The sequence below is a fragment of the Amycolatopsis sp. NPDC051758 genome (assembly GCF_044453095.1).
In the GTDB taxonomy this organism is placed as follows: domain Bacteria; phylum Actinomycetota; class Actinomycetes; order Mycobacteriales; family Pseudonocardiaceae; genus Amycolatopsis.
Map to the genome: position 1 here is coordinate 1,047,281 of NZ_JBITCJ010000001.1, position 23,086 is coordinate 1,070,366.

Annotated in this window: 28 protein-coding genes; 22 read left to right on the forward strand and 6 right to left on the reverse strand. The window is 69.4% G+C overall.

Features of this window, described 5'->3' with window-relative positions:
- The first annotated feature begins 6 nt into the window (after positions 1–6).
- The gene (locus ACIA5G_RS05475; RefSeq protein WP_395920980.1) at positions 7–573 is read left to right on the forward strand and encodes an ArsR/SmtB family transcription factor; all 567 of its coding nucleotides are present in this window, start codon (positions 7–9) and stop codon (positions 571–573) included.
- A gap of 48 nt (positions 574–621) precedes the next feature.
- Positions 622–1,896: an alpha/beta hydrolase family protein gene (locus ACIA5G_RS05480; RefSeq protein WP_395921895.1), complete on the forward strand. Its 1,275-nt coding sequence runs from the start codon at positions 622–624 to the stop codon at positions 1,894–1,896.
- On the opposite strand, the gene ACIA5G_RS05485 is transcribed toward ACIA5G_RS05480, so the two are convergent.
- On the reverse strand, positions 1,893–2,486 hold the full coding sequence (locus ACIA5G_RS05485; RefSeq protein WP_395920981.1) for a C39 family peptidase: 594 nt from the start codon (positions 2,484–2,486) through the stop codon (positions 1,893–1,895). The genes ACIA5G_RS05480 and ACIA5G_RS05485 overlap by 4 nt on opposite strands.
- Before the next feature lie 157 nt (positions 2,487–2,643).
- Between ACIA5G_RS05485 and ACIA5G_RS05490 the strand changes: the two genes are divergently transcribed.
- On the forward strand, positions 2,644–3,237 hold the full coding sequence (locus ACIA5G_RS05490; RefSeq protein ID WP_395921896.1) for an RNA polymerase sigma factor: 594 nt from the start codon (positions 2,644–2,646) through the stop codon (positions 3,235–3,237).
- Positions 3,230–4,387 carry a hypothetical protein gene (locus ACIA5G_RS05495; RefSeq protein ID WP_395920982.1) on the forward strand — a complete coding sequence of 386 codons (1,158 nt, stop codon included), beginning with the start codon at positions 3,230–3,232 and terminating at the stop codon, positions 4,385–4,387. Before ACIA5G_RS05490 ends, ACIA5G_RS05495 begins: the two co-directional genes overlap by 8 nt.
- Before the next feature lie 168 nt (positions 4,388–4,555).
- Here ACIA5G_RS05495 and radA read toward each other — a convergent pair whose 3' ends face one another.
- Complete coding sequence (radA, locus tag ACIA5G_RS05500) at positions 4,556–5,914, reverse strand: DNA repair protein RadA (protein ID WP_395920983.1); 1,359 nt, start codon at positions 5,912–5,914, stop codon at positions 4,556–4,558.
- A gap of 39 nt (positions 5,915–5,953) precedes the next feature.
- The gene (locus tag ACIA5G_RS05505) at positions 5,954–6,631 is read right to left on the reverse strand and encodes a hypothetical protein (RefSeq protein WP_395920984.1); all 678 of its coding nucleotides are present in this window, start codon (positions 6,629–6,631) and stop codon (positions 5,954–5,956) included.
- A 275-nt stretch (positions 6,632–6,906) separates the two neighbouring features.
- On the opposite strand from ACIA5G_RS05505, the gene ACIA5G_RS05510 reads away from it, so the two are divergent.
- From ACIA5G_RS05510 to ACIA5G_RS05550, 9 genes are all read left to right on the forward strand, one after another.
- Complete coding sequence (locus ACIA5G_RS05510) at positions 6,907–7,398, forward strand: CarD family transcriptional regulator (protein ID WP_004559016.1); 492 nt, start codon at positions 6,907–6,909, stop codon at positions 7,396–7,398.
- A 54-nt stretch (positions 7,399–7,452) separates the two neighbouring features.
- Positions 7,453–8,088 carry a 2-C-methyl-D-erythritol 4-phosphate cytidylyltransferase gene (locus tag ACIA5G_RS05515; RefSeq protein WP_395920985.1) on the forward strand — a complete coding sequence of 212 codons (636 nt, stop codon included), beginning with the start codon at positions 7,453–7,455 and terminating at the stop codon, positions 8,086–8,088.
- Complete coding sequence (gene ispF, locus ACIA5G_RS05520) at positions 8,085–8,552, forward strand: 2-C-methyl-D-erythritol 2,4-cyclodiphosphate synthase (protein WP_395920986.1); 468 nt, start codon at positions 8,085–8,087, stop codon at positions 8,550–8,552. Before ACIA5G_RS05515 ends, ispF begins: the two co-directional genes overlap by 4 nt.
- Before the next feature lie 66 nt (positions 8,553–8,618).
- Positions 8,619–9,014, forward strand: a complete 396-nt coding sequence (locus ACIA5G_RS05525) for a PPOX class F420-dependent oxidoreductase (RefSeq protein ID WP_395920987.1) — start codon at positions 8,619–8,621, stop codon at positions 9,012–9,014.
- Between the two features lie 10 nt (positions 9,015–9,024).
- The gene (locus ACIA5G_RS05530) at positions 9,025–9,414 is read left to right on the forward strand and encodes a PPOX class F420-dependent oxidoreductase (RefSeq protein WP_395920988.1); all 390 of its coding nucleotides are present in this window, start codon (positions 9,025–9,027) and stop codon (positions 9,412–9,414) included.
- Between the two features lie 22 nt (positions 9,415–9,436).
- Positions 9,437–10,123 carry an HAD family hydrolase gene (locus ACIA5G_RS05535; RefSeq protein WP_395920989.1) on the forward strand — a complete coding sequence of 229 codons (687 nt, stop codon included), beginning with the start codon at positions 9,437–9,439 and terminating at the stop codon, positions 10,121–10,123.
- Positions 10,124–10,175: 52 nt separating this feature from the next.
- On the forward strand, positions 10,176–11,564 hold the full coding sequence (gene cysS, locus ACIA5G_RS05540; protein WP_395920990.1) for a cysteine--tRNA ligase: 1,389 nt from the start codon (positions 10,176–10,178) through the stop codon (positions 11,562–11,564).
- Positions 11,565–11,597: 33 nt separating this feature from the next.
- Entirely contained in the window at positions 11,598–12,554 is a 957-nt protein-coding gene (rlmB, locus tag ACIA5G_RS05545) for a 23S rRNA (guanosine(2251)-2'-O)-methyltransferase RlmB (protein WP_395920991.1), read from the forward strand.
- A gap of 54 nt (positions 12,555–12,608) precedes the next feature.
- A complete protein-coding gene (locus ACIA5G_RS05550; RefSeq protein WP_395920992.1) occupies positions 12,609–14,042 on the forward strand; it encodes an MBOAT family O-acyltransferase in 1,434 nt (477 codons plus the stop codon).
- A 186-nt stretch (positions 14,043–14,228) separates the two neighbouring features.
- Here ACIA5G_RS05550 and ACIA5G_RS05555 read toward each other — a convergent pair whose 3' ends face one another.
- Entirely contained in the window at positions 14,229–14,900 is a 672-nt protein-coding gene (locus tag ACIA5G_RS05555; RefSeq protein WP_395920993.1) for an SGNH/GDSL hydrolase family protein, read from the reverse strand.
- Positions 14,901–14,993: 93 nt separating this feature from the next.
- Between ACIA5G_RS05555 and ACIA5G_RS05560 the strand changes: the two genes are divergently transcribed.
- From ACIA5G_RS05560 to ACIA5G_RS05595, 8 genes are all read left to right on the forward strand, one after another.
- Positions 14,994–15,356 carry a hypothetical protein gene (locus ACIA5G_RS05560; protein ID WP_395920994.1) on the forward strand — a complete coding sequence of 121 codons (363 nt, stop codon included), beginning with the start codon at positions 14,994–14,996 and terminating at the stop codon, positions 15,354–15,356.
- A gap of 3 nt (positions 15,357–15,359) precedes the next feature.
- Positions 15,360–15,965, forward strand: coding sequence for a histidine phosphatase family protein (locus ACIA5G_RS05565; protein WP_395920995.1), 606 nt, complete (start codon positions 15,360–15,362; stop codon positions 15,963–15,965).
- A gap of 73 nt (positions 15,966–16,038) precedes the next feature.
- Positions 16,039–16,620, forward strand: coding sequence for a transglutaminase domain-containing protein (locus ACIA5G_RS05570; RefSeq protein ID WP_395920996.1), 582 nt, complete (start codon positions 16,039–16,041; stop codon positions 16,618–16,620).
- A 183-nt stretch (positions 16,621–16,803) separates the two neighbouring features.
- A complete protein-coding gene (locus tag ACIA5G_RS05575; protein ID WP_395920997.1) occupies positions 16,804–17,817 on the forward strand; it encodes a hypothetical protein in 1,014 nt (337 codons plus the stop codon).
- 2 nt (positions 17,818–17,819) lie between these two features.
- A complete protein-coding gene (locus ACIA5G_RS05580) occupies positions 17,820–18,458 on the forward strand; it encodes a hypothetical protein (RefSeq protein ID WP_395920998.1) in 639 nt (212 codons plus the stop codon).
- Positions 18,459–18,530: 72 nt separating this feature from the next.
- The gene (locus ACIA5G_RS05585) at positions 18,531–19,202 is read left to right on the forward strand and encodes an HD family phosphohydrolase (protein WP_395920999.1); all 672 of its coding nucleotides are present in this window, start codon (positions 18,531–18,533) and stop codon (positions 19,200–19,202) included.
- Entirely contained in the window at positions 19,202–19,474 is a 273-nt protein-coding gene (locus ACIA5G_RS05590; RefSeq protein WP_395921000.1) for a hypothetical protein, read from the forward strand. Before ACIA5G_RS05585 ends, ACIA5G_RS05590 begins: the two co-directional genes overlap by 1 nt.
- 91 nt (positions 19,475–19,565) lie before the next feature.
- Positions 19,566–19,880: a hypothetical protein gene (locus tag ACIA5G_RS05595; RefSeq protein WP_395921001.1), complete on the forward strand. Its 315-nt coding sequence runs from the start codon at positions 19,566–19,568 to the stop codon at positions 19,878–19,880.
- 11 nt (positions 19,881–19,891) lie between these two features.
- Here ACIA5G_RS05595 and ACIA5G_RS05600 read toward each other — a convergent pair whose 3' ends face one another.
- A complete protein-coding gene (locus tag ACIA5G_RS05600; protein WP_395921002.1) occupies positions 19,892–20,542 on the reverse strand; it encodes a class II aldolase/adducin family protein in 651 nt (216 codons plus the stop codon).
- Positions 20,543–20,800: 258 nt separating this feature from the next.
- The gene (locus ACIA5G_RS05605; protein WP_395921003.1) at positions 20,801–21,721 is read right to left on the reverse strand and encodes a hypothetical protein; all 921 of its coding nucleotides are present in this window, start codon (positions 21,719–21,721) and stop codon (positions 20,801–20,803) included.
- A 130-nt stretch (positions 21,722–21,851) separates the two neighbouring features.
- On the opposite strand from ACIA5G_RS05605, the gene ACIA5G_RS05610 reads away from it, so the two are divergent.
- Positions 21,852–23,081, forward strand: a complete 1,230-nt coding sequence (locus ACIA5G_RS05610; protein WP_395921004.1) for a DUF445 family protein — start codon at positions 21,852–21,854, stop codon at positions 23,079–23,081.
- The last annotated feature ends 5 nt before the right edge of the window (positions 23,082–23,086 follow it).

Genomic DNA, 23,086 nt, shown 5'->3' on the forward strand with positions numbered 1-23,086 from the left:
GGGGTCATGACCAGCGCTCCACCACCGGAAGAGCTCGACCCGGACGCCCTCAAGGCCGTCACGCACCCGCTACGTCGCCGAATACTCGGCGTGTTGACGGCCGGGCCGGCGACGGCCACGAAGCTCGCGCAGGCCCTCGGCGAGAACACCGGCGCGACCAGCTACCACCTGCGGGAGCTGGCGCGGTTCGGGTTCGTCGAGGACGTCCCGGAGCTCGCGCGGGGCAAGGAACGGTGGTGGCGGACGCGGCCGCGGGACATCCGCTGGCCGCGCCGCAGTGAGCAGAGCGCCGAATCCCAAGTGCTGTTCGACGACATGCAGCGGCAGGGGTTCGAGGACGACCTCGAAAAGCTCAACCGGTTCGCGGAAAAGCGCGACGAACTGCCCGGCGACTGGCCGGACGCGCTGCTCTACGCGCGCGGCGGCACCTGGCTCACCGCCGAGGAGCTGCTGCAGTTCTGGAACGACTACATGGAGCTGTTCCGCCGGTACTGGCGAGCCGAGGACGACCGGTCACCGGAAGCGCGGCGCGTGCTCGTGCGCCTGCTGGCGTTCCCGGAACCAGGGGAATGACATGACAGGGGATCTCACATGCGAAGAGGGGCTCTACTACTGGCCGGGGTGATCCTGGCGGTCACGGCGCTCGCGCCACCGGCGTCGGCGGCCGATCTGACCAACAACGACGTCACGTTCCAGAACGGCGGGGTGACGTTGCACGGCACCGTCGTCGCCCCACCCGGCGGGTCGAAACTGCCGGGCCTGGTGCTGGTCGACGGGTCGGGGGAACACACCCGCAACGACCACCGTTTTGAAGCGGAAGCCTTTGCGAGGCAAGGCATCGCGACACTCATCTACGACAAGCGCACCGAAGGCTACTCGCTGTTCTCACGGTCGTACTCGACCCTCGCCGACGATGCTTTGGCGGCCGTCGAGGCCCTGCGGAAACGGCCGGAGGTCGATCCGGCGCGGGTCGGCGTCTGGGGGTTGAGCGAAGGGGGCTGGGTCGCCCCGCTGGCGGCTTCTCGTTCCGCAGACGTCGCTTTTGTGGTGACGCTGGGGGCCAACGGCGTCGAGCCGTCGCAACAGCAGGCGTGGGCGATCGAGAACCAGTTGCGGCGCCTGGGAATGGACGGCTCGATCGTGCGGATGGCGTCGTCGACGATGATGCGTCAGCTCGTCGGCGGCGGGGCGTTCCCGGAGGCGCGGTACGACTCCGTGGCGGTGCTGAAGAGCCTGCGTCAACCGGTACTCGGCTTGTGGGGCGCGAAGGACGTCCTGACCCCGCCCGGCGAGGCGCTCCGGATCTTCCAGGATTCGTTGGCGCACTACACGTTGCGGGGCTTCCCGGACGCGCAGCACCAGCTGCGCCGGACCACTGACGGCTTCGACAAGCTGCCGGGCTACGCGCCTGGCTACCTGGAACTGGTGGGCACCTGGGTGCACAACCTGCCCGCGCAGTCGACCGCCGACGCGGCGCCGGCGCAGGACCGGACGAGCATTTCGTTGGCCCCGCTCGCCTGGTACGAGTCGACGTGGCTGCAACTGGCCGTGCTGCTCTTGCTGGTGGTGGCGTTCGCTTTCTACCCGCTGTTCCGTCGTGGTCCGGCGGCCGCTTCGGCACGCTGGCTGAGCGCGACCGGGTTGCTCGCGGTGCTCGGTTTCCTGGTGGTGGACGTGCTGATCCAGACGACCATGGGCAAGGGCCTGGGCCCGGTCGTCGCGGGCCGGCCACTGCCGTGGCTCGCACTGCAGCTGCTCTCGCTGGGCGCGGTGGCCGCCACCATCGGCACGGCGGTGGCGTGGTGGCGGCACCGCACCCCGCGGCTCACGGTGGTGCTGGCCGGCGGCGTGGTGTTCGTCCCCTGGGCGGTTTATTGGGGGCTGCTGGCGATCTAAGCGGCGTAGCCCTTCGGCGGGATCAGCGTCGCGAGCTGGTCGAAGCTGAGCCAGTAGATCTGGTTCCCGCCGAAGCTGGCCGGGTCGGCGATCTTGACCGTCATGTCGGAGCTGTCGTACCCGATCACCGTGAAGTAGTGGTAGATCGTGTAGTTCGGGTAGCCCGGCGGGTGGTTGTTCGCGGGCGCGACGATGTTGGCGACGATCGCGTAGCCGTTGTTGATGTCGAGCACGATGTCGTTCCACAGCAGGTCACGCTGCGCCTGTGTCGGCGGGTCGTTCGGCATCTCCTTGGTCTCGTACCAGGAGGTGCCGAGATCGCCGTTGAGGACACCGGTGACCTGGCCGATCCAGTCCGTGCCGTTGGTGGTCGTGCCGAGCTGGGACGCGAGAGTGCCCTGGCTCGGCAGGTTCCCGGTCCGCGCGGACATGGCGATCCGCGTGGCGGCCGGGCCGCACCAGTAGCCCGTCTCTTGTACTTGGTACTGGATGTTGAGCACGGCCTCGGTGGAGGCTTGGGCCACCGCGGGCAGCGCGACGAGCCCCATGGCGGCCACGAGCGTGACGAATCCCAGCCGGAATCTGCGCATGACGATCCTTCCCCAGTTGTGACGTCGGTTGGCCAACGCCTCACCGAGGGATGATCCCGGCAGAATCCGACTTTCGTCTCTAACCCCACCCCGGATGGATCACGCCGAAGGTAGGTTCGGCCGTGAACGCTCGGGACGCGTGCGGGCAACTGGGGGCATGCAGGTGATCCACGAGGGATCCGAGATCTGGGGGCACGACCGCCCCGACCTGGGCGGGGCTGAGCCCGGGCCGGCGTTCGGCCGGCTCTTCGACGCCCATGCCGCGGCCTTGCGCCGGTACCTCGCCCGGCGGGTCGGCGCCGAACCGGCGAACGACCTCGTCGCCGAGACCTTCCTCGTCGCGCTCCGGCGCCGGGAGACCTACCGGCCGGAGCTGGGTACCGCGCGGTCGTGGCTCTACGGCATCGCCACCAACCTGCTGCGCCACCACGTGCGGTCCGAGATGCGCGGGCTGCAGGCCACCGCGCGGCTGGCGCGCACCGGGGAAAACAGCCACGCGGCGCACGACGGCCGCGTCGCCGAGCAGGTCGACGCCCAGGTCCGCGCGGCGCAGCTGGCCGGCGCGCTGGCCAAGCTCAGCCCGGCCGACCGCGACACGCTGCTGCTCGTGTCGTGGGCCGGGCTCGAGCCGGCCGAGGTCGCCGAGGCCCTCGGGATCCCGCCGGGTACGGTCCGGTCCCGGTTGCACCGGATCAGACGCTGGCTCAGGACGAACGCCCCGGCTCAGGAGGAGGTGCAGGACCTTGCGTGAAGACAACGTCCGGAAGATCTGGTCCGAGGCCGAACTCGACGCGGCGCTGTCGGACCTCCACGCCGGCACCGGCGACGACGACAGGCTGGCCTTCGCCCGCGCGTCCCTCATGACGGCTGCCGGCACAGCGGAAGCGCCACCCCAGCCACGCCGGACCGGGACCTGGCGGTGGATCGCGGTGGCCGCGGCCGTCGTCATGCTGGTCGGCGGGCTCGCGATCGTCACTTCCCTGCGGACGCCGGCCTCGGACCCGGCCCAGCCGGCCGCGACGATCCCGGACATCGACCGCCCGCTCGCGCCGGGCGAGTTCCACTACACGCAGAAGCTCACCTGGCTGGACGGGATCCTGTTCGACAAGCTGGTCAAGATCCAGCAGTCGATCGAGCTGTGGATCCCGGCCGACCCCACCGGCGTCTGGCACCGGCGCACGAAGTGGACGGGCGCCGTGCGCGGGCTCGACAAGTCGACGAAGCCCGAGCTGAGCCTGAAGCCGTTCGACGAGAACGGCCCGGCCGGCCGGTTCGGCACCGCGCAGAACCTGGGCGGGCAGGAGAACCCGAGGTGGAACACGCCGTTCGAGAACTGGCTGGCCCCGGACGCGGCCTTCATCGCTTCGCTCACCCCCGACCGCGGGAAGCTGTCCAAGCGCCTGAACTTCGACACGATCACCGAGAAGGACAGCGGGAAGATGCACACCCCCACGGAAGCGCTCACGATGGTGCGCACCGCACTGGAGACGGGCCTGGTCCGCAAGGACATCCGGTTCGCGCTGTCCGACGCGTTCGGCGGAATCATCGGCGGGTTCGTGGCGACCGACGGCCACACCCCGGACGGCCGGCCTGCGACGGTCCTGGTCGCGAAGGACAGCAACCAGCGCCTGTACCTCGACCCGAAAACGGCAGTGCTGCTGGCCTGGGAGGACCGGCCGGCCTTCGTCCCGACGACCAGCCGTCCCGGGCCGCCCGAGGGCACACCCAACACCCCGTCGAGCGCGGTCCTGCCCCCGTCGAGCGCTGCCCTGCCCCCGCCGACCACCACGTCGGAGCCGCAGATGGCCACCACGACGGTCCCCCGGGCCGACGGTACGATCCCGCCCCCTGAGGACCTGCCGACGGTGTACTCGTTCGCGATCACCCGGACTTCGGGGTGATCAGCGCGCGTGACTGGCCGCGTTCAGCGCATCCGCGACGTTCGCCACCTCCAGCACGTGCATCAAGCCGAGCCGGGCCGCCGAAGACCACAATCACGTCCCGGAACCCGGATCCGCCCGAGCCCCCGCGCGATCTGCTCGTTCGCGATCACCCGGACGTCCGGATGATCAGCGCGCGTGACTGGCCGCGTTCAGCGCATCCGCGACGTTCGCCACCTCCAGCACCCGGATCCCCGGCGGCGGCTTTCCCGAGTCCGGCGGCACCAGCGCGTACGTGAAGCCGAGCCGGGCCGCTTCCGCCAGGCGGCGGCCCACGCTCGGCACCCGGCGGATCTCGCCCGCCAGCCCCACTTCGCCCACCGACACCAGGCGGGGCGACAAAGCGACGTCACCGAAGGATGACGTCAAGGCCAGCACCAGCGCCAGGTCGATGCCCGGCTCGGTGATCTTCATGCCGCCGACCGTCGCCGTGTAGACGTCCTTGTCGCCGAGCTTCAAGCCGCCGCGCTTCTCCAGCACCGCCAGCACCATCGCGACGCGCGCCGAGTCGAGGCCGCTGACCGCGCGCCGCGGCTGGGGTGCCGACGTCGACGACACCAGCGCCTGGACCTCGCCCAGCAGCGGCCGCTTGCCCTCCATCGAGACCGTGATCGCCGTGCCCGGCACCGGCTCCGCCGTCTGGCTGATGAACAGCCCCGACGGGTCGGGCACCCCGACGATGCCTTCTTCCACGAGCTCGAAGCAGCCGATCTCGTCGGACGCGCCGAACCGGTTCTTGATGCCGCGCAGCATGCGCAGCGTCGAGTGCTTGTCCCCCTCGAACTGCAGCACCACGTCCACCAGGTGCTCGAGCACGCGCGGGCCGGCCACCGAGCCGTCCTTCGTGACGTGCCCCACCAGCACAACCGGCAGCCCGCGCTCCTTGGCCAGCGCGACCAGCCCGGCCGTCACCGCCTTGACCTGCGTCACCCCGCCCGGTGAGCCTTCGGCCTGCGGGGACGCCATGGTCTGGACCGAGTCGACGATCAGCACGCCCGGCTTGACGTCGTCGACGTGCCCGAGGATGGCGGAGAGGTCGCTCTCGGCGGCCAGGTACATGCGGTCGTGGACGTTGCCCGTTCGCTCCGCGCGCAACCGGACCTGGCCCGCGGACTCCTCGCCCGTGACGTACAGGGACCGATCGACCGTTTTTGCCCACTGGTAAGCGACTTCGAGCAGCAGGGTCGACTTGCCGACACCCGGCTCACCCGCGAGCAGCACCACCGCGCCCGGCACCAGGCCACCACCGAGCACCCGGTCGAGCTCCGAGACCCCGGTGTGGCGGGCGCGCGCCGTTTCGACGTCGACCTCGCCGATCGGCCGCGCGGGCGCACTCGGCGCGCCAGCGGCGACACGCTGGATCGCCGGCTTGGCCGGCGCACCGCGTTCCTCGAACGAGCCCCACGCCTGGCACTCCGGACAGCGGCCCAGCCACTTGGCCGCTTCGTAGCCGCAGCTCCCGCAGCGGTAGGTGATGCCTTTCTTCACCCCGCGAGGCTAGCGGCGACCACCGACAAAACCGGGGACCTACTCCTTGACGTGCGCCGGCGCCGCGACGGGCAGGTCGACGGTCACCGGTCCGGCGTTCCGGAAGACGAACGTGACCTTGATGACCTGACCCGGCCAGAGCGGCTGCTTCAGCGCGGGCAGCGTCACGGTGCCCTTGCCGACGGTCGCCGGGGCGGCGGTCGGCGTCGCGCTGGTCGACGGCGCTTCGGCCGACGAGGACGAAGTCGCGGTGCCGGTGGAGCTGGTGCCCGTCGAGCTGGTGCCGGTCGACGTCGGGGCTTCCGAAGACGAGGTCGGCGCGCCCGAAGATGTGGGCTGCGCCTCGTTGATGGACTCGACCGCGTCGTCCGGGCCGATCACCAGGGAGTGCCCGGCGACGATGTCCTTCGAGCCGCCGACGGTCGCCTGCGCGCCGTCCACGGTCACCGAGACGAGCGAGTCGTCCTGGGCGCCCTGGTTCACGATCGTCAGGGTCAGCGCCGGGGTCGCGCCGGCCGGGTAACCCGCGCCGGACGTCGGGTACTGAACCGCGACGTCCCGCAGGACGATGGTCTTGACCTGGGCGTACGTACCGTTGACCGCGGGCTGCTGGGTGTCGGTCTGGGTGATCTGGCCGGCCCCGCACCCGGCGAGCACGAGCGCGGCACCGAGCGCCAGCACGCCCGCGCCGAGCACGCGACGATTCTGCAGCCTCACGTCGCAGTCCTTCCCTTTTCACGGCCTCGTCACCGCGAAGACTAGCCGGGAGCGATCTCCCGCGCGGAACCGGCTCGCGTTGCCCTCAAGATCAACCGTCCACAAAGGAATTCGTTGTGCCCGTTGACACCCGTCCCGGCCACCTGCGTGAGCACGGGGGTCCGACGTTTGTCAACCCCCGCCCAGGCCGCTGACCTGCGAGGACGAGTCCGGCCCGCTAGGTGGGCACTGGCGGACCGTGGTAGGATGGGGTCAGCGAAAGGGGCAGAGGACACATGGTTTTCAAGGTCGGAGAGACCGTCGTCTACCCGCACCACGGTGCCGCACTCATCGAAGCCATCGAGACCCGCGTGATCAAGGGCGAGGAAAAGAAGTACCTCGTCCTCAAGGTCGCGCAAGGGGATCTCACGGTTCGCGTGCCCGCTGACAACGCCGAGATCGTAGGCGTACGCGATGTCGTCGGGCAAGAAGGACTGGACAAGGTCTTCGACGTTCTGCGTGCTCCGCACACCGAGGAACCAACGAACTGGTCTCGTCGGTACAAGGCCAACCTCGAGAAGCTCGCCTCCGGCGATGTGAACAAGGTGGCCGAAGTGGTGCGCGACCTCTGGCGGCGAGAGAAGGACCGAGGACTTTCAGCCGGCGAGAAGCGCATGCTGGCGAAGGCTCGGCAAATTCTGGTCAGCGAGCTCGCGCTCGCGGAGGGCACCGACGAGGACAAGGCTGAAGTCCTCCTCGACGAAGTCCTGGAAACCGCGACGGTCTAAAGCCCAGGGCACCCTGCTCGACGGGCGGGCAGGTGCCTCTACGATCGCGAACCGATGAACGTCGTCGTGATCGTGACCGTCGCACATCATGCCTCCGACGGAGAGCTCGCTCTCACGCCGGTCCATGGTGAGGCGCTACTCACGCACACCGTGCGGGGGCTGCTCGGCGTACCGGAGATCGATCTGGTGCTCGTGGCGGCCCCCCAGCGGTGTGCTTTTTCGTTTTCCGAGGCGGTCCGGGGCATGGACTGCCAGGTCGTCTCCGGCTCGCCCCGGCAGGCCTTCGCCGTGGTCGAGTCCGAGCTTCCCCGTGACTCAGTTGTACTCCTCCACGACGCTCTGCGGGCCTTCTGTCCTGCTCAAACGGTGAGTGACGTCATTACTGCGGTGAGTGACGCTTCTCCCGTCGTCGTCCCGGTGCTGCCGATGGCCGACACGGTGAAGGTGACCGATTCGGCGTCGCTGATCATCGGCACGGAGGACCGCTCGCGGCTGCGCACGGCCCAAACGCCGATCGGCTTCACCGTCTCGGCGTTCCTCTCCGCCGCGTCACCCGATCTCGCGGGCGCGGTGCAGGCGGGCGCCGCGACGGTCCCGGGGCATCCGGACGCGATGCGCGTCACGACCGACTTCGAACTTTCCCTCGCCGAGGCGATCGCAGCGGCCCCCAAGAACGAGGAGACGCTGTGAGGATCGGCAACGGGGTGGACGTCCACCCGATCGAACCGGGCCGCGACTGCTGGATCGCCGGCCTGCTCTGGCCGGGCGTCGACGGCTGCGCCGGCCACTCCGACGGCGACGTCGCAGCGCACGCCCTGTGCGACGCGCTCCTGTCGGCGGCGGGACTCGGCGACCTGGGAGCGGTGTTCGGCACGGGAGACCCCCGCATGGACGGCGCACACGGCGCGGACATGCTCACCGAGGTCCGCGGCCTGCTCACGGCGGCGGGCTGGCGGGTCGGGAACGCGACGGTGCAGATCGTCGGCAACGCGCCTCGCGTGGGAAAGCGGCGCGAGGAGGCGCAGAAGGTGCTGTCGGAGGCCATCGGCGGCCCGGTGAGCGTCTCGGGAACGACGTCGGATGGCTTGGGGCTGACGGGGCGCGGCGAGGGCATCGCGGCCTTCGCGACGGCACTGCTGCTGGCCGCGGAGTAGGTCCGGCTCGCGCTGTTGTCGGCTTGCCAGCGGAATAGGGCCGAGCCGGCGCCGGTTCGGCGTGATATGGCCTTCACCCTCTCGGACGACGTCCGCGCGCTGATCGACGGGAAGAACTTCGCCACGGTCGCCACCCTCGACCCCGACGGCGGGCCGCAGACCTCCGTCATCTGGATCGGCCTGGACGACGGTGACCTCGTCTTCAGCGCAACCGAGGACCGCCGCAAGGTCCGCAACCTGCGGCGCGACCCGCGCGTGAGCGTGTCGATCGTCGACGCCGCGAACCCCTACCGGCACACGCAGCTGCGCGGCACCGTGACGATCACCGCCGACCCCGGCAAGACCCTGCCGAAGGCGCTCAGCCACAAGTACCTCGCCCAGGACCCGCCGCCGGAAGGCCCGGAGGTCGAACGCGTCGTCGTCCGGCTGCACGTCGAGAAGGTTGCCGGGAACGTCAAATAAGGTCTGAACCATGACCTTCAACGACGCGACCAAGGCCCTCCTCGACGGCCGCAACTACCCGGTCGTCGCCACCACCAACGCCGACGGCTCGCCGCAGAGCTCCGTCGTCTGGGCGCGCCGCGACGGCGACACCGTGGTCTTCGTGACCGTCCAGGGCCGGCGCAAGGAGCGCAACATCCGCCGTGACCCGCGGGTGTCGCTGTCCGTCTTCGACCTGGCCGATCCGGAGAACTACGTCGAGATCCGCGGCCGCGCCGAGGTCACCGTCGAGGGCGGCCGCGAGCTGAACGACGAGCTGGCCCGCAAGTACACCGGCGACGTCTTCCCGGCAGAACCGCCGGAGGTCGTGCGGGTGCTCGTCCGGATTGTTCCCGAACACATCACAGGGCATTCGGCCTGACCGTCCCGTTAGGCTGAAACCCATGACGATCAGGGCGGTGTTGTTCGACTTCTCCGGCACGCTGTTCCGGCTCGAGCAGGACGAATCCTGGCTCACGGAACTCACCGACCACGAGGGCTCGCCGCTCGACCTCGAGGCGCAGGCCGAGCTGATGCGCCGGATGACCGCCCCGGTCGGGCAGGTCGTCGAGCTCGACGCCGAGCACGTGCACGCCTGGCAGCACCGCGACCGCGACCCCGAGCTGCACCGGAAGGTCTACCTCGAGGTGCTCAAGAAGTCCGGCGTCCCGCGGCCCGAGCAGGCCGTCGCGCTGTACGAGCGGCTGATCACGCCCACCCAGTGGACGCCCTACCCGGACACCGAGGCCGCGCTGAAGGCCGCCGCCGAGCGGGGGCTGAAGGTGGGCGTGCTGAGCAACATCGCCTTCGACATCCGGCCGGCCTTCACCACCCGCGGGTGGGACGCCTACGTCGACGAATTCGTGCTGTCCTTCGAGGTCGGCGCGATCAAACCCGAGCTGGAGATCTTCCGGATTGCGGTCCAGGCGCTCGGTGTCCCGGCCACCGACACCCTGATGGTGGGCGACAGCGAGGAGGCCGACGGCGGCGCGCGGGCCCTCGGCTGCGAGTTCGCGCTGGTAGACCCGCTGCCGACCACCGAGCGGCCGGATGCCCTGCTCACGGCGCTGCGCGGGTTCGGCGTCGGCTGACCCCCCAGCAGGCGCTTGCGAGATCCCTCACGTCGACCCGTACCCTTTCAGGGTGGCCCTACACCTTTTCGACACAGCGACCCGGAGCGTGCGGGAATTCCACCCCGCCCGTAGCGGAACGGCGTCGATCTACGTGTGTGGCGCCACCGTGCAGGGCGTGCCGCACATCGGGCACGTCCGCGGCGTCCTGAACTACGACGTCCTGCGCCGCTGGCTCGTCCACAGTGGACTGGACGTGCTGCTGGTCCGCAACGTCACGGACATCGACGACAAGATCCTGACCAAGGCCGGCGAAGCCGGTCGCCCCTGGTGGGAGTGGGCCGCGACGCACGAGCGCGCCTTCGAGACCGCGTACGAGCAGCTCGGCTGCCTCCCGCCGTCGGTCAGCCCCCGCGCGACCGGGCACGTCACCCAGATGGTCGAGCTGATGGAACGCCTCGTCAAGAGCGGCCACGGCTACGTCGCGGACGGCGACGTCTACTTCTCGGTGAAGTCGTTCGACGACTACGGCAAGCTGTCCGGCCAGGTCCTCGAAGACGTCCAGCAGGGCGAGACGCCGACCCGCGGCAAGCGCGACCCGCGCGACTTCACCATGTGGAAGAGCGCGAAGCCGGGCGAGCCGTCGTGGCCGACACCGTGGGGCGACGGCCGGCCCGGCTGGCACCTCGAGTGCTCGGCGATGGCGACGACCTACCTCGGCGCCGAGTTCGACATCCACGGCGGCGGCATCGACCTGGTCTTCCCGCACCACGAGAACGAGCGCGCCCAGTCGAACGCGGCGGGCGACGGGTTCGCGCGGTTCTGGCTGCACAACGCGTGGGTCACCATGTCGGGCGAGAAGATGTCGAAGTCGCTCGGCAACACCGTGTCGATCCCGTCGATGCTGGAGCGCTACCGGGCGCCGGAGCTGCGCTACTACCTGGTGCAGCCGCACTACCGCTCGACCATCGAGTACTCCGACGGCGCGCTGTCCGAGGCCGCCACCGGCTACCGGCGGATCGAGACGTTCCTGCGTCGCGCGGTTTCGGCGGGCGAGGTGGGGATCGGCACGATCCCGGCCGCGTTCGCCGCCGCGATGGACGACGACCTGGCCACCCCGCAGGCGTTCGCCGTGGTCCACACCACGGTGCGGGACGGTAACGCCGCGCTCGACGCGGGCGACACTTCCAAGGCACTCGAACTCGCCGCGGCCGTCCGCGCGATGACCGACGTGCTCGGCCTCGACCCGCTGTCCGCGCGCTGGTCCGAGGCGGGCGGTTCCGAATCGCCCACCAAGGACGCGCTGTCCCGGATCGTCGAAGGGCTGCTGACCGAGCGTCAGCAGGCCCGGGCCGAGAAGGACTTCGCCCGCGCGGACGCTGCCCGTGACCGCCTCCAGCAGGCGGGGATCGTGGTGGAGGACACCCCCAACGGACCACAGTGGACAGTCAAGTCCGACTGAGCCGTTTCTCAATTACCGCAAGGACTTTTCAGCATGGCAGGCAACTCCCGGCGCCAAGGCGCCATCCGCAAGACGGGCACGAAGAAGGGCGCCGTCGTCGGCTCGGGCGGCCAGCGCCGCAAGGCCCTCGAAGGCAAGGGCCCGACGCCCAAGGCGGAGGACCGGCCCGGGCACAAGGCGTACCGCTCCAACAACGCTGCGACGAAGCGTGACCAGGCGCGGCAGAAGAAGGCCGACAAGCCGGAGCTGATCGCCGGGCGCAACCCGGTGGTCGAGGCACTGCGCGCCGGCGTCCCGGCAACCGCGCTGTACGTCGCGCTGAACATCGAGATCGACGACCGCGTGAACGACGCCGTCCGGCTGGCCGGCGACAAGGGCATCTCGATCCTGGAGATCCCGCGCGAGGAGCTGGACCGCAAGACGAACCGGGCCGTGCACCAGGGCCTCGGCCTGCAGGTCCCGCCGTTCGAGTACGCCCACCCGGACGACCTGATGGCGGCGGCGCGCAACTCGGGCGAGGTGCCCCTGTTCGTCGCGCTCGACGGCGTCACCGACCCGCGGAACCTCGGCGCGGTGATCCGCTCGGCGGCCGCGTTCGGCGCCCACGGCGTGCTGCTGCCGGAGCGGCGCAGCGCGGGCATGACGGCGGTGGCGTGGCGCACGAGCGCAGGCACGGCGGCGAAGCTGCCCATCGCGGTGGCGACCAACCTGACCCGTCAGCTCAAGGCGTGGGCGAACGAGGGCCTGATGCTGGTCGGCCTGGACGCGGACGGCTCGGTCGACATCGACGAGCTCGAGCTGGCGGCGGACCCGCTGGTCATCGTGCTGGGCTCGGAGGGGCGTGGGCTGTCGCGGCTGGTCCGCGAGACGTGCGACGCGACGGTGTCGATCCCGATGGCGGCGGGCGTGGAGTCGCTGAACGCCTCGGTGGCGGCGGGGGTGCTGCTCGCCGAGGTGGCGCGGCGGCGGCGTCTCGCCGGTCGGGTCTGACACCACCACCCAGTCGGGTTAAGGTCCACCGTCGGATAAAACCGAGGGGACCCGATGTCGTTCGTTTCGCCACTGTTCCTGTGGTACTTCATGCCGGCGGTGCTCGTCGCCGTGCTGGTGTGCCCGCGGACCTGGCGAAACGGCATCGTCGCGGTCGGCAGCCTGCTGTTCTACACGATCGGCGCCGGCCCGTTCGTGTTCCTGCTGCTCGGCTGCATGATCGTCAACTTCCTGGCCGGTCCGCTGCTGGCGCCGAACCCGTTCGACGTCGACGGCACCCGGCGGCGCAAGATCCTCATCGCCGTGGTCGCGCTGGACATCACGGTGCTGGTGATCTGGAAGTACGCCGGGTTCGCGACGCAGCAGATCGCGGCGGTCGCGCACTGGTTCGGCGGGAGTGTGCCGGTCGCGAGCCTGGTGGTGCCGATCGGCATCTCGTTCTACACGTTCCACCACATCTCGTACACGGTCGACATCTACCGCGGCGAGCGTCAGGCGCTGCGGAACCCGGTGGCGTTCGCCGCGTACATCGCGATGTTCCCGCAGCTGGTCGCCGGCCCGATCGTGCGGTACCGCGAGATCGCCGACCAGCTGCCCCAGCTGCGTTCCCACCGCCTGGACGACATCGCCGCCGGCTTCCCCCGCTTCGCGCTCGGGCTGTGCAAGAAGACGATCATTGCCGACTCCCTGAGCCCCCTGGTCGAGGCGTGTTTCAAGGTGCCCTCGGACCAGATGACGTTCTCGACGGCGTGGCTCGGCGCGATCGCGTACACGCTCCAGCTGTTCTTCGACTTCTCCGGCTATTCGGACATGGCGATCGGCCTAGGCCGCATGCTGGGCTTCCGCCTCCCGGAGAACTTCGCAAGGCCGTACTCATCGGTGACGATCACGGAGTTCTGGCGCCGCTGGCACATGAGCCTCAGCCGCTGGTTCCGCGACTACGTGTACATCCCCCTGGGCGGCAACCGTCTAGGAGCCGGCCGCACGTACCGCAACCTCTGCATAGTGTTCGTGCTGACCGGCTTCTGGCACGGCGCACAATGGACGTTCCTGGTGTGGGGCTGTTACCACGGCGCACTGCTGGTGATCGAGCGCCGCTTCGGCCTGGACCTCAACCCGGCGGTCCGCTGGCAGCGGTACCTGCGCCGAGCCCTGACCATGCTCCTGGTGGTGTTCGGCTGGGTGTTCTTCCGCTCGGCGGACATCGGCCACGCATTGTCGATGATCGGCCACATGCTCCTCCCGGACTTCGACGGCCTAGGCCCGGGAGTAGCGCAGGCGTTCACGAACCAGCGACTGGTCCTGCTACTGGCAGCGCTAGCGGTATTCCTGCTCCCAGCCCACCCGGTGACGGGACCCCTGCTGGAGTCATCAAGAAGCCGCCCGGCAACGGCACTGCGCATCGGGGTAATGACGGTAGGACTGGTGTACGCGGCAATCCTGATCGCCACCGGAACATTCAGCCCGTTCTTGTACTACCAGTTCTAAACGCGGCCACCTGAGCCACCACAACGACCACACCTCCCCACCGAACCGATACGCAGCCGCCTCAGCGGCCGTCACGCCGGGTCAAGGCACGCTTTCCCGCCTTGACGCGGCGTGACGGCCGTTGAACAATCCGGCGTTCGGGTCGACGGGGTTACTGAGTCGACGGGGTCACCGAGAAGCCACCACCTAACCGACCAGCTCCAGCCAAGCCTCAGCAAGCACCCCATGCCCAGCCGCAGTCGGATGAATGCCGTCCTCGGACCACCGCTCCGGATCCCCCAGCTCCGCAAACATCCGGTCCGCAGCAAGAAGATGCGCCCCGTACTCAACAGCCAGCTGCCGCACCGCCTGGATCTTCAAGTTCAGATCCTCCCGCCACCCCGCACGCACCCCCTCGTCGATCCGCACAAAACGATCCCCATCTGCCAAGTGCAACGTCCTCTCGATGACACCGCGAACCGGCAAGAGAAACGGCTCAACAAGAATCACTTCCGCCCCCACCGACACAAGCGGTGCCAACAACCGCTCATACCCCGCCGCAAACTCCTCAACAGGAACCACCCGCCCCCGAGGATCCAAAGTCCGCCACCCCATGTCATTGGCCCCGACCAGGATCGACACCACGTCGGGACGGACATCAACCACATCCGCCTGCCAGCGAGCTTCAAGATCCATCACCTTGTCACCCGCATGCCCGGTGTTCACCCAAGTCACCGGCCGGTCCGGATGGGTGAAGCACCAGGAGCCCGCGACCAGCAGCGGATAACCGCACCGATCCTCACCCGGCGGCCGCCAAAGATCAGTGATCGAATCGCCGGTGAACAGCACCGTGCTTCCCGGCTTCAGCATGATCGTCATGCCGTCACCCTCCCGCCCACCACTGGCACGGAACGCACACCGAGCTGGCACCGACCTGGCACCATGATCCGGACCAGTCAGAAAGGCAGCAGGATGACCGAACCGACCGAGCTCGCCAAGGTGCCGGGCGTGATCCCCTACGTCGACCACCACGACGGGCCGCGCCGGCTGCTCACCATCGAGATCCCGCACCTCGGTCACACCGTGCGCGCCTACGCGCCGATCGCGAGCATCGACGGCCGGCAGTACGTGGTCTCGTGGGGCTCCGTCTCCTTCGAGATCCCCGCCGACCGGAACGTGCACGTCAGCGTCCACCTGCAGACGAACAGCGGGTACGACCACACGATCACCCCGTTCGCTTCGGTCGTCCTGTCGCCCCATCCCGCGCCGCTGCGGCTGCTCACCCAGTTCGCGCCGAGCCAGGGCCCCCAGGGCGCGCTCATCCCCGTCGGCTGACTCGTGCTCGCAACACGCTTCCTCTTCCTCACCCGGCACGGCGAGGCGGCCTCGAACGGCATGCTCACCGAGGCCGGACAGCGCCAAGCCGTGCTCCTCGGCCGGCGGTTGCGCGATGTCCCCGTCACCGCGATCCACCACGGGCCGCTCCCGCGCGCGGCCCAGACCGCCGAGCTGATGGCGACGCAGCTGCCCGGGGTTCCCGTTCACGTCGAAGAAGCCGCGGGCGACTTCGTCCCCTACGCGCCGAAGCGCGAGGAGCTCCCGGAGACGTCCGGTGACCTCTTACTCGCCTTCGCGCGGCAACAGCCGCCCGCCGACGAAGAGCTCGCCGCCGAGGCCGAGCGGCGGTTCACCGGGCCCGTGCCCGCCACCGAGCCGCGGTACGACGTGCTCGTGACGCACAACTTCCTCGTCGGCTGGCTCGTGAGCGCCTCGCAGGACGCGCCGCCGTGGCGGTGGCTCGCGCTCAACCACGCCAACGCCGGGCTCACCGTGATCCGCTACTCGCCAGGGCGGCCGGCCGCCCTGCTGACGTACAACGACCTGAGCCACCTGCCCGCCGAACTGCGCTGGACCGGCTTCCCACCGGACTTCTACGTTCCGTGACCGGAGAACGCGGAGCGTTGCCGCCCCGGAAAATGGCTCTCGCCCGAATGGCCGAGCCTGTCACGATGGCCGGATGAGTCGCGTTCCGTCTCCCACGTCCGTTCGGCTGAGCGACTACCTCGCCGCCGACACCGTCGTTGATCACGGACACCCCGCGATCCACGAACGAGCAGACGCGCTCAAGACCCTGACGGACGATCCCGCCGGGTACGCCGAAGCCGCGTTCCTCTTCGTGCGGGACGAAGTCGAACACGTCATCGACGCGGCCGATCCGCGGGTCACCTGGCGGGCGTCGGACGTGCTCCGCGAGCGCGTCGGGATCTGTCACGCGAAGGCGCACCTGCTCGCCGCTTTGCTTCGCGCACAAGGGATTCCGGCCGGCTTCTGCTACCAGGAGCTGTCCGCGCTGCACGGGCTGAATGCCGTGTATCTGCACGGCAGGTGGTCGCGCCTCGACGCCCGCGGCAACCGCACGGGCGCGCACGGGGAGTTTTCGCTCGATGTCGAACAACTGGCCTGGCCGGTCGACGCGGCGCGCGGCGAACGTGATCACCCGGAGATCCACCCGGCGCCCGCGCCGGTCGTCGTGGATTTCCTGATGACCGCCCGGCCCGGCCCGCGCTGGTACGAAAAGGGCCTCCCCGCGGCACTTTGACCATGGTTTTTCGCTATTTTCCGAAAACCTGGCAATCCGGTTAATTATTGCCGAGAGTGACGTCCGTCCGTCATGCTTGTCCCCCGAATCTCTTATTTCGCGCTCCTCGCCAGGCGCGTAAAGTGACTCCCCGCACTCGAACAGACACATAACGCATTCGTCCGTTCGGGTGGTTCGAGGGAGGTGAAGCACGTGGCCGCAGATGGCGGGCGCCTCCGTCGTACCCCGCTTCAGGAGATCTTCTGGACCAGGACGAGCCTGCTCCTCACGGTGCTCGTCGTGGTGGCCGGGCTGAGCCTGTGGCTCGCCGGCCTGATGGAGCCCGGCACCGGGAAGAACCTGGTGACGTCGCTGGGCACCGGCACCCTGATCTCCGCGATCGTCGGGTTCGGCACGAGCTTGATCACCGCCAGCGCCTCGCAGCGGGCGCTGGTGACCCCGGTGATCGAAGAGAGCAGGCGCGCACTGGAAGACCTCAGCGCCGAATACCGCGCGCTGAACAAGGAGTTCTTCCCCACCGACGTGTTCGAGGCGACGACCGACCCCGACCCGGCGTTCAACCGCGGGCTGATGGCCGACCTCAACGCGACCCGGCAGTACTTCTTCCGCGGCTTCTCCGGCCGGCACGCCGCCGCCCGCCTGCTGCTTTCCCGCACGGAACGCGAACTGCGGGCCGTGATCGCCGATCCGCGTGACGCGAACTCGATCAGCGGGCGCGCCCGCTACCTGTTGCGCCGCGAGGCGGGCGACGTCGACTACGAACAGATCCAGACCCGGCTCGACGAAGAGATCCGGATCGGGCTGGTCGGCCTCTTCCTGGCGCGCAGCCGCTGCGCGCAGGTCGACATCACCGTGGTCGCCGACCCGCCGCTGGACCGCCTCGAGATGTTCGACGACAGCGTGTGGGTGTCGCTCTACAGCGACGTCCGCGGCGCCACCAAGCTGTACCCGCGGTCCCTGCGCTTCACCGAAGGTTCCTTCCTCTACAACATGGAGCGCGCCGAGTTCGTGCGCGTCTCTCAGTCCCGGACCGGCCGCCACTTCCGCATCACGTCCGCGACGACGCGGACGGATTTCCTGGCGCTGTTCGAAAAGATCACCGGATCCCCGTTGTCCGAGGAGCAGTTCCGCGAGCTGGAGGGCCGGTTCCACGCCTTCCGCGCGGAGTTCTCCGAAGTCGCCGAGCTAGGGAGCTGACCTTGCTCACCCGCCTGTCCCCCCTCACCGAGCTGGCCACGCGCCTGCGCATGGCCGATTTCCCGCTGGCCGCCGACTGGCGCGCCGTCGACACCTGGTTCCGCTCCTGGGCCGACCACCCCGAGCTGCGGGAAGAGCTGCGCACACAGCTCCGCTCGCTGTCCGCCGTGCAGGCCGCGAAGGTGCTGCGCTCGTCCCGGGAAACCACGACCCATTTCGCCTGGTGCCTGCTCGATTCGCCGGCCGACCCGTTTTCCTTCTGGCTGCACGAATACAAGGCGCAGCAGGACTGGCGGGCGGGGTACGCGGATTCCGTGCACAACCACAGGTACCACTTCTGCACCACCATTCTCCGGGGCAGCTACCTCCACGAAAGGTACGAAACCACCCACGACCCGCGCACCGGCTTGATCGACTCCGCGCAGCTGCGGCGCCGGACGTTGTGCCAGGCCGGAGCGTGCGCCACCATGCTGGCCGACGAATACCACCGGATTCCCGAAGCGGCGACCGGCACGATGACGTTCCTGGTGAAATCACGGCCGGTGAGCACGTACAGCCTTTCCTACGATCCGAGCAGGGGAATCGGCCATCGTCACGTTCCGGTCGAGGTCCGATTGGGGGAATTGGCCAACCGCATCTAGCTACACACCGGCGTCAGCTGCGCTTACCATTACTCCACCCGTCTGAATACCACGGCCGGGATGGGAGAGGGTATGCGCACGCAGGAATGCACGATCGACAATGTGATCGTCAACGCCGTCGAAAACCGGGTCCACCGGCTCTGCCTGGAGTACGCCGAGCGGCTGCAGTTCCACGGCTGGCACCACGTGAGCTTCGTCCGCGCCAAAGCGGCCGGCTTCGCCCAGCACAACGGGGCCGACCGCGCCGTGGTCGAAGTGGCCGCGCTGGTCCACGACGTCAACTACCTGGTGCGCCGGAACTCGCCGGCCGCGGCCGGGAGCAGTCTCCGGCTGGAGATCCTCGCGGAGTGCGGTGTCACCGGCGGGGTGGCGCGGTGGATCGACGAGATCGTCGACGAAGCCGAGATGGCCACCCGCGGCCGCGACATTTCGCTGGAGGCGCAGGCCCTGAGCGACGCGGACACGTTGTTCAAGGCGCTGCCGGTGACGCCGGTGGTGCTCGCGCACCGGTACCTGCGCGAGAACGGGCTCAGCCTGCGCGAGCTGGCGGACAAGATCGTCGGCGAGCAGTGCGACGTCCACGACGAGGGCTACTACTTCTACAACCCCGAGGCGGCGGCGACGTATTCGCGGTGGGCGATGGCGAACCTCCAGCTGTGGCAGTGCATCCAGGAGGCGGTCGACGATCCGACGGTCGTGGAGCTGCTGGACGCGGTGCACGCGGTCGACACGCTGGCGTCCTGATGTGGGCCGTGATCGGCGTCTGGGACATCGGTCCGGAGCTGATCGACGAGCTGCGGGCGCAGGTGCCGCTGATGGCGTCGAGCAAGGTCGGCACCCCCGGTTTCCTCCACGGCACCTGGACGCTCGACGGCCACATGGTGCAGGTCTACGCCGACGAAGCGAACGCGCGCCGGTACCACGACGAGATGCGCGCGGGAGGGTTCCTCGAGCGGCCCGGTTTGCGGTGCGTCGTCTGGGCCGTGGCCGAAGTCGGCGCGGAGTCCGGGCACTGACGTCTCGGCGCGGCCGATTCGCCGATTCGCGCGCGGCGGCCGGGGGTGTCCTGATAGGCATGCGGCGAAGTCGTCTCGCCGAGGAGTTCGCATGTCCTACAGCCCGCCGCCGTCCTCCGGGTACCCGCAGCCCTGGGTCGAGGCGCCACCCAAGGGGAGCGCACTGGCCGTGGCCGCGCTGGTCCTCGGGCTGCTCGGCTGCGTGCTGCCGCTCCTGCCGGTGGACATGACCGGCTTCCGGGCCTACGTCGCCTTCCCGTTCGGGGTGGCCGGGCTGGCCCTCGGGGTCATCGGCTGCGTCGGGCGCCGCCGCGGCAAGCCGCTGGCCGCGATCGGCGCGGGCCTGTCGGTGCTCGCGCTGGTGCTCGGGATGATCATGGTCGCCAACGCGGTCGTCCCGCACTGAGCGCCCGGCGGTCAGCCTTGGCCGTAACCCCGCAGCCGGTCGACGACGTTGGCCACCTCGGGCGGCGGCAGCAGGCTCGGCCGGCCGGCGCCCTGCGCGAGCAGCCAGACGCGGCACGCCCACTCGAGCTGCTGGGCGCGCTGGTAGGCGGCTTCGAGGCCGTCACCGTAGGTGAGGGTGCCGTGGTTGGCCATCAGGCACCCGCGACGCCCGTCGAGAGCCTCCAGCACGGCGGCGGCGAGGTCCGGCGTGCCGAAGGTGGCGTAGCGCGCGACGCGCACTGACGGGCCGATCGTGGCGAGGATGTAGTGGATCGGCGGCACCTCACGCACGAGCGTCGACACGGCGGTCGCGTGCGGCGAATGCGTGTGGACAACGGCGGTGACGGGCTCGCTGTCCGGATCGCGGACGTCCCAGTAGACCGAGAGGTGCATGGGCAGCTCGCTGGTCGGCTTGAGCGAGCCGTCGACCACCGCCCCACCCAGATCGACAACCGTGACGTCCCCCGGCGTCATCGCCGAGTACGCAACCCCGGTCGGCGTGACGGCGACCAGCTCACCGGCCCGCACGGAGACGTTCCCGGACGTGCCGACAACCAGGCCGTCACCGACCATCCGGCGCGCGTAAGCGCACACGGCGGCCCGCTCGGTCTCGAGGATCATGCGCAGGTCCCGTCTCGTGGGTGATCAAGCAGCTGATGAGCACACTGCCAGCCACCCACGAGCCACGGCCACCTACCCGCACGGGGGATTTACGCCTTGACCGCCGGGGGTTCGGGAGAAGCCCGGCGTCGCGCAGCAGTACTCCGTTGCCGGGCGGTGCGCTCAACCATTCGCCGCGACGAGCCGAAACCCGGCGCCTCTCGGAGAGGCGCCGGGTCCGTAGATCGCGCGGCAGTACTGCTATGTCAGGCGGTGCGCTCAGGCCTTCGCCGGAGCAGAGGGAGCGACCGGAGCCTTCGAAGCGGGCGCCGGAGCCTTCACCGCAGGCGCAGGCGCCGGGGCCGGCTTGCGGTCACCGTTCGCCGCCGCAGGCGCTTCCTCGACCGGCGCCAGCAACCGCATGGCCTCCTGCACCGCCACGTCCGTCGCCGCGATGCGCTCGGCGACCTTCGTGCGCAGGTCCAGGGCCAGCTTGCGGTTCTGGTCCGCCGTGGCCTGCTGGGACTTCGCCGCCGCCAGCGCAGCCTCGGTCTCCTGCTTCTTCCGCGAGTTGTCCTCGTCGAAGGCCTTCTTGCGCGCCGCCAGCTCGTCGGCGGCCTTCCGGTCCGCCGCGGCGCGGGCCTCGGCCGCCGCCGCCTCGGCCTTGGCGTCCGCTTCCTTGCGCGCGCGCTCGGCCGCCGCGGCCAGCTCGACGCGCTTGGCGCCCGCGGCCGCGTTCAGCTTCTCGATCTCGCCCTTCGCCTCCGACTTCAGGCGGGCGCGCTCCTCCTCCGCGTCCTTCGCCAGCTTGTCGGCCGTGCGGCGGGTCTCGTGCGCGTACTTGTCGGCCTGCTCGCGGGTCGACGCCGCGTCGGCCTCCGCCGCCGAGCGCAGGTCGGCGATCTCCTCCTCCGCGAGCTGCATCATCATCCGGACGCGCTCGGCCATCGCGCCGGCGCCGGACGGGCTGGCGCTCATCCGCGCGAGCGCGGCCTTCGTCTCGGCCAGCTCCTTCTGCGCGTACGCGAGCGCCTTCGAAAGGTCCGACGCCGTTGCGGCGGACTCGTCGCGGCTGCGCGAGGCTTCGCGGACCTCCTTGGTCAGCTCGGCGAGACGCTCGTCGACCTGACGCTGGTTGTAGCCGCGGACACCCACGGCGAATGTCTTCGAGGTGGACTGGGACTTCTCAGGCGCGACCATGCGGGCCACCTTAATGAGCAAGGGACCTTCAGGACGTACCGCCAAACGGATGCATCACGAATTTGGGAACCCCCGGTAACACATGGCATTCTGACCTCGGTTGACCAGCGGTTGACGCGAGGAGGCCACTGTGGACATATCCGCAATCCTCGCGGACATCGGCGAGCACTGGCACGTCTACGCCACCATGCCGCTCATCGCCGCCCTGATCGGCTACCTCACCAAGCGCGTCGCCATCGAGATGATGTTCCGGCCCCTCGAGTTCACCGGCATCCGGCCGTTCCTCGGCTGGCAGGGTGTCATCCCGGCGAACTCGCGGCGGATGGCCACCACCGCCGTTGATCTGCTGACCCGCAACCTCGTCGACCCGCAGGAGATCTTCGCCCGGCTCGACCCCGAAGAAATGGTCAAAGAGCTCGAAACGCCCCTGCTCAAGGCGGTCGAAGACGTCACGCGCGAAGTCATGGAGACCTACCAGCCGCGGCTGTGGGAGATGCTGCCGGCGCGGGCGCAGCGGCTGCTCGTCGACCAGGTCCGCGCGCAGGCGCCGGCCGTCGTCAAGCGGCTGCTGCGGGAGGTCTCGACCAACATCGACGACGTCCTCGACGTCAACGACATGCTGATCAACGCCATGGTCCGCGACAAGTCGCTGACCTGCCGGCTGATCCGCGAGGTCGCCGCGCCCGAGTTCAAGTTCATCGCGCGGTCCGGCATCTACTTCGGGTTCGTGATCGGGCTCGTCCAGTTCGTCGCCTGGGCGCTGACGAAAGAGCCGCTGATCATGCCGATCTTCGGTTTTGTCACGGGCTTCGTCACGGACTGGCTGGCCCTGAAGATGATCTTCTACCCGCGTGAGCCGCGCGGGTTCGGCTTCTTCCGCTGGCAGGGCATGTTCCAGAAACGACGTCAGGAGGTCGCCGCCGACTACGGCGCGCTGATCGCCGACGAGGTCCTGACCGTGCGCAACGTGATGGAAGCCGTGCTCACCGGGCCCCGCGCGGACCGGCTGTTCGCGCTGATCACCCGCGAGGTGCAGCGCACGATCGACGCGCAGACCAGCATCGCCAAGCCGCTGGTCGCGCTGACCATGGGCGGCAAGCAGTACCAGGAGATGAAACGCGCGGCCGCCGAGAAGGCCATCGCCTACCTCCCCGAAACGGTGAAACACGTCGAGAGCTACGCCACCGACGCGCTCGACGTGCGCAACACGATCGTCGACAAGATGCAGCAGCTGACGCCGATCGAGTTCGAAGGCATCCTGCGTCCGGCCTTCAAGCAGGACGAATGGAAGCTGATCGCGGTCGGCGCGGTGATCGGCGGCCTGGTGGGTGAACTCCAGGTGCTGCTCCTGCTGCACTGATCAAG

Bases quoted from the DNA above. Each gene is read 5' to 3' on its own strand.
- ACIA5G_RS05560 (WP_395920994.1), top strand. From the start codon at position 14,994: ATGACCGAACCGACCGAGCTCGCCAAGGTGCCGGGCGTGATCCCCTAC.
- ACIA5G_RS05600 (WP_395921002.1), bottom strand. From the start codon at position 20,542: ATGATCCTCGAGACCGAGCGGGCCGCCGTGTGCGCTTACGCGCGCCGG.
- ACIA5G_RS05585 (WP_395920999.1), top strand. From the start codon at position 18,531: ATGCGCACGCAGGAATGCACGATCGACAATGTGATCGTCAACGCCGTC.
- ACIA5G_RS05570 (WP_395920996.1), top strand. From the start codon at position 16,039: ATGAGTCGCGTTCCGTCTCCCACGTCCGTTCGGCTGAGCGACTACCTC.
- ACIA5G_RS05530 (WP_395920988.1), top strand. From the start codon at position 9,025: ATGACCTTCAACGACGCGACCAAGGCCCTCCTCGACGGCCGCAACTAC.
- ACIA5G_RS05595 (WP_395921001.1), top strand. From the start codon at position 19,566: ATGTCCTACAGCCCGCCGCCGTCCTCCGGGTACCCGCAGCCCTGGGTC.
- ACIA5G_RS05590 (WP_395921000.1), top strand. From the start codon at position 19,202: ATGTGGGCCGTGATCGGCGTCTGGGACATCGGTCCGGAGCTGATCGAC.
- ACIA5G_RS05605 (WP_395921003.1), bottom strand. From the start codon at position 21,721: ATGGTCGCGCCTGAGAAGTCCCAGTCCACCTCGAAGACATTCGCCGTG.
- ACIA5G_RS05475 (WP_395920980.1), top strand. From the start codon at position 7: ATGACCAGCGCTCCACCACCGGAAGAGCTCGACCCGGACGCCCTCAAG.
- ACIA5G_RS05550 (WP_395920992.1), top strand. From the start codon at position 12,609: ATGTCGTTCGTTTCGCCACTGTTCCTGTGGTACTTCATGCCGGCGGTG.
- ACIA5G_RS05510 (WP_004559016.1), top strand. From the start codon at position 6,907: ATGGTTTTCAAGGTCGGAGAGACCGTCGTCTACCCGCACCACGGTGCC.
- ACIA5G_RS05535 (WP_395920989.1), top strand. From the start codon at position 9,437: ATGACGATCAGGGCGGTGTTGTTCGACTTCTCCGGCACGCTGTTCCGG.
- ACIA5G_RS05555 (WP_395920993.1), bottom strand. From the start codon at position 14,900: ATGACGATCATGCTGAAGCCGGGAAGCACGGTGCTGTTCACCGGCGAT.
- rlmB (WP_395920991.1), top strand. From the start codon at position 11,598: ATGGCAGGCAACTCCCGGCGCCAAGGCGCCATCCGCAAGACGGGCACG.
- ACIA5G_RS05485 (WP_395920981.1), bottom strand. From the start codon at position 2,486: ATGCGCAGATTCCGGCTGGGATTCGTCACGCTCGTGGCCGCCATGGGG.
- ACIA5G_RS05490 (WP_395921896.1), top strand. From the start codon at position 2,644: ATGCAGGTGATCCACGAGGGATCCGAGATCTGGGGGCACGACCGCCCC.
- ACIA5G_RS05525 (WP_395920987.1), top strand. From the start codon at position 8,619: ATGGCCTTCACCCTCTCGGACGACGTCCGCGCGCTGATCGACGGGAAG.
- ACIA5G_RS05515 (WP_395920985.1), top strand. From the start codon at position 7,453: ATGAACGTCGTCGTGATCGTGACCGTCGCACATCATGCCTCCGACGGA.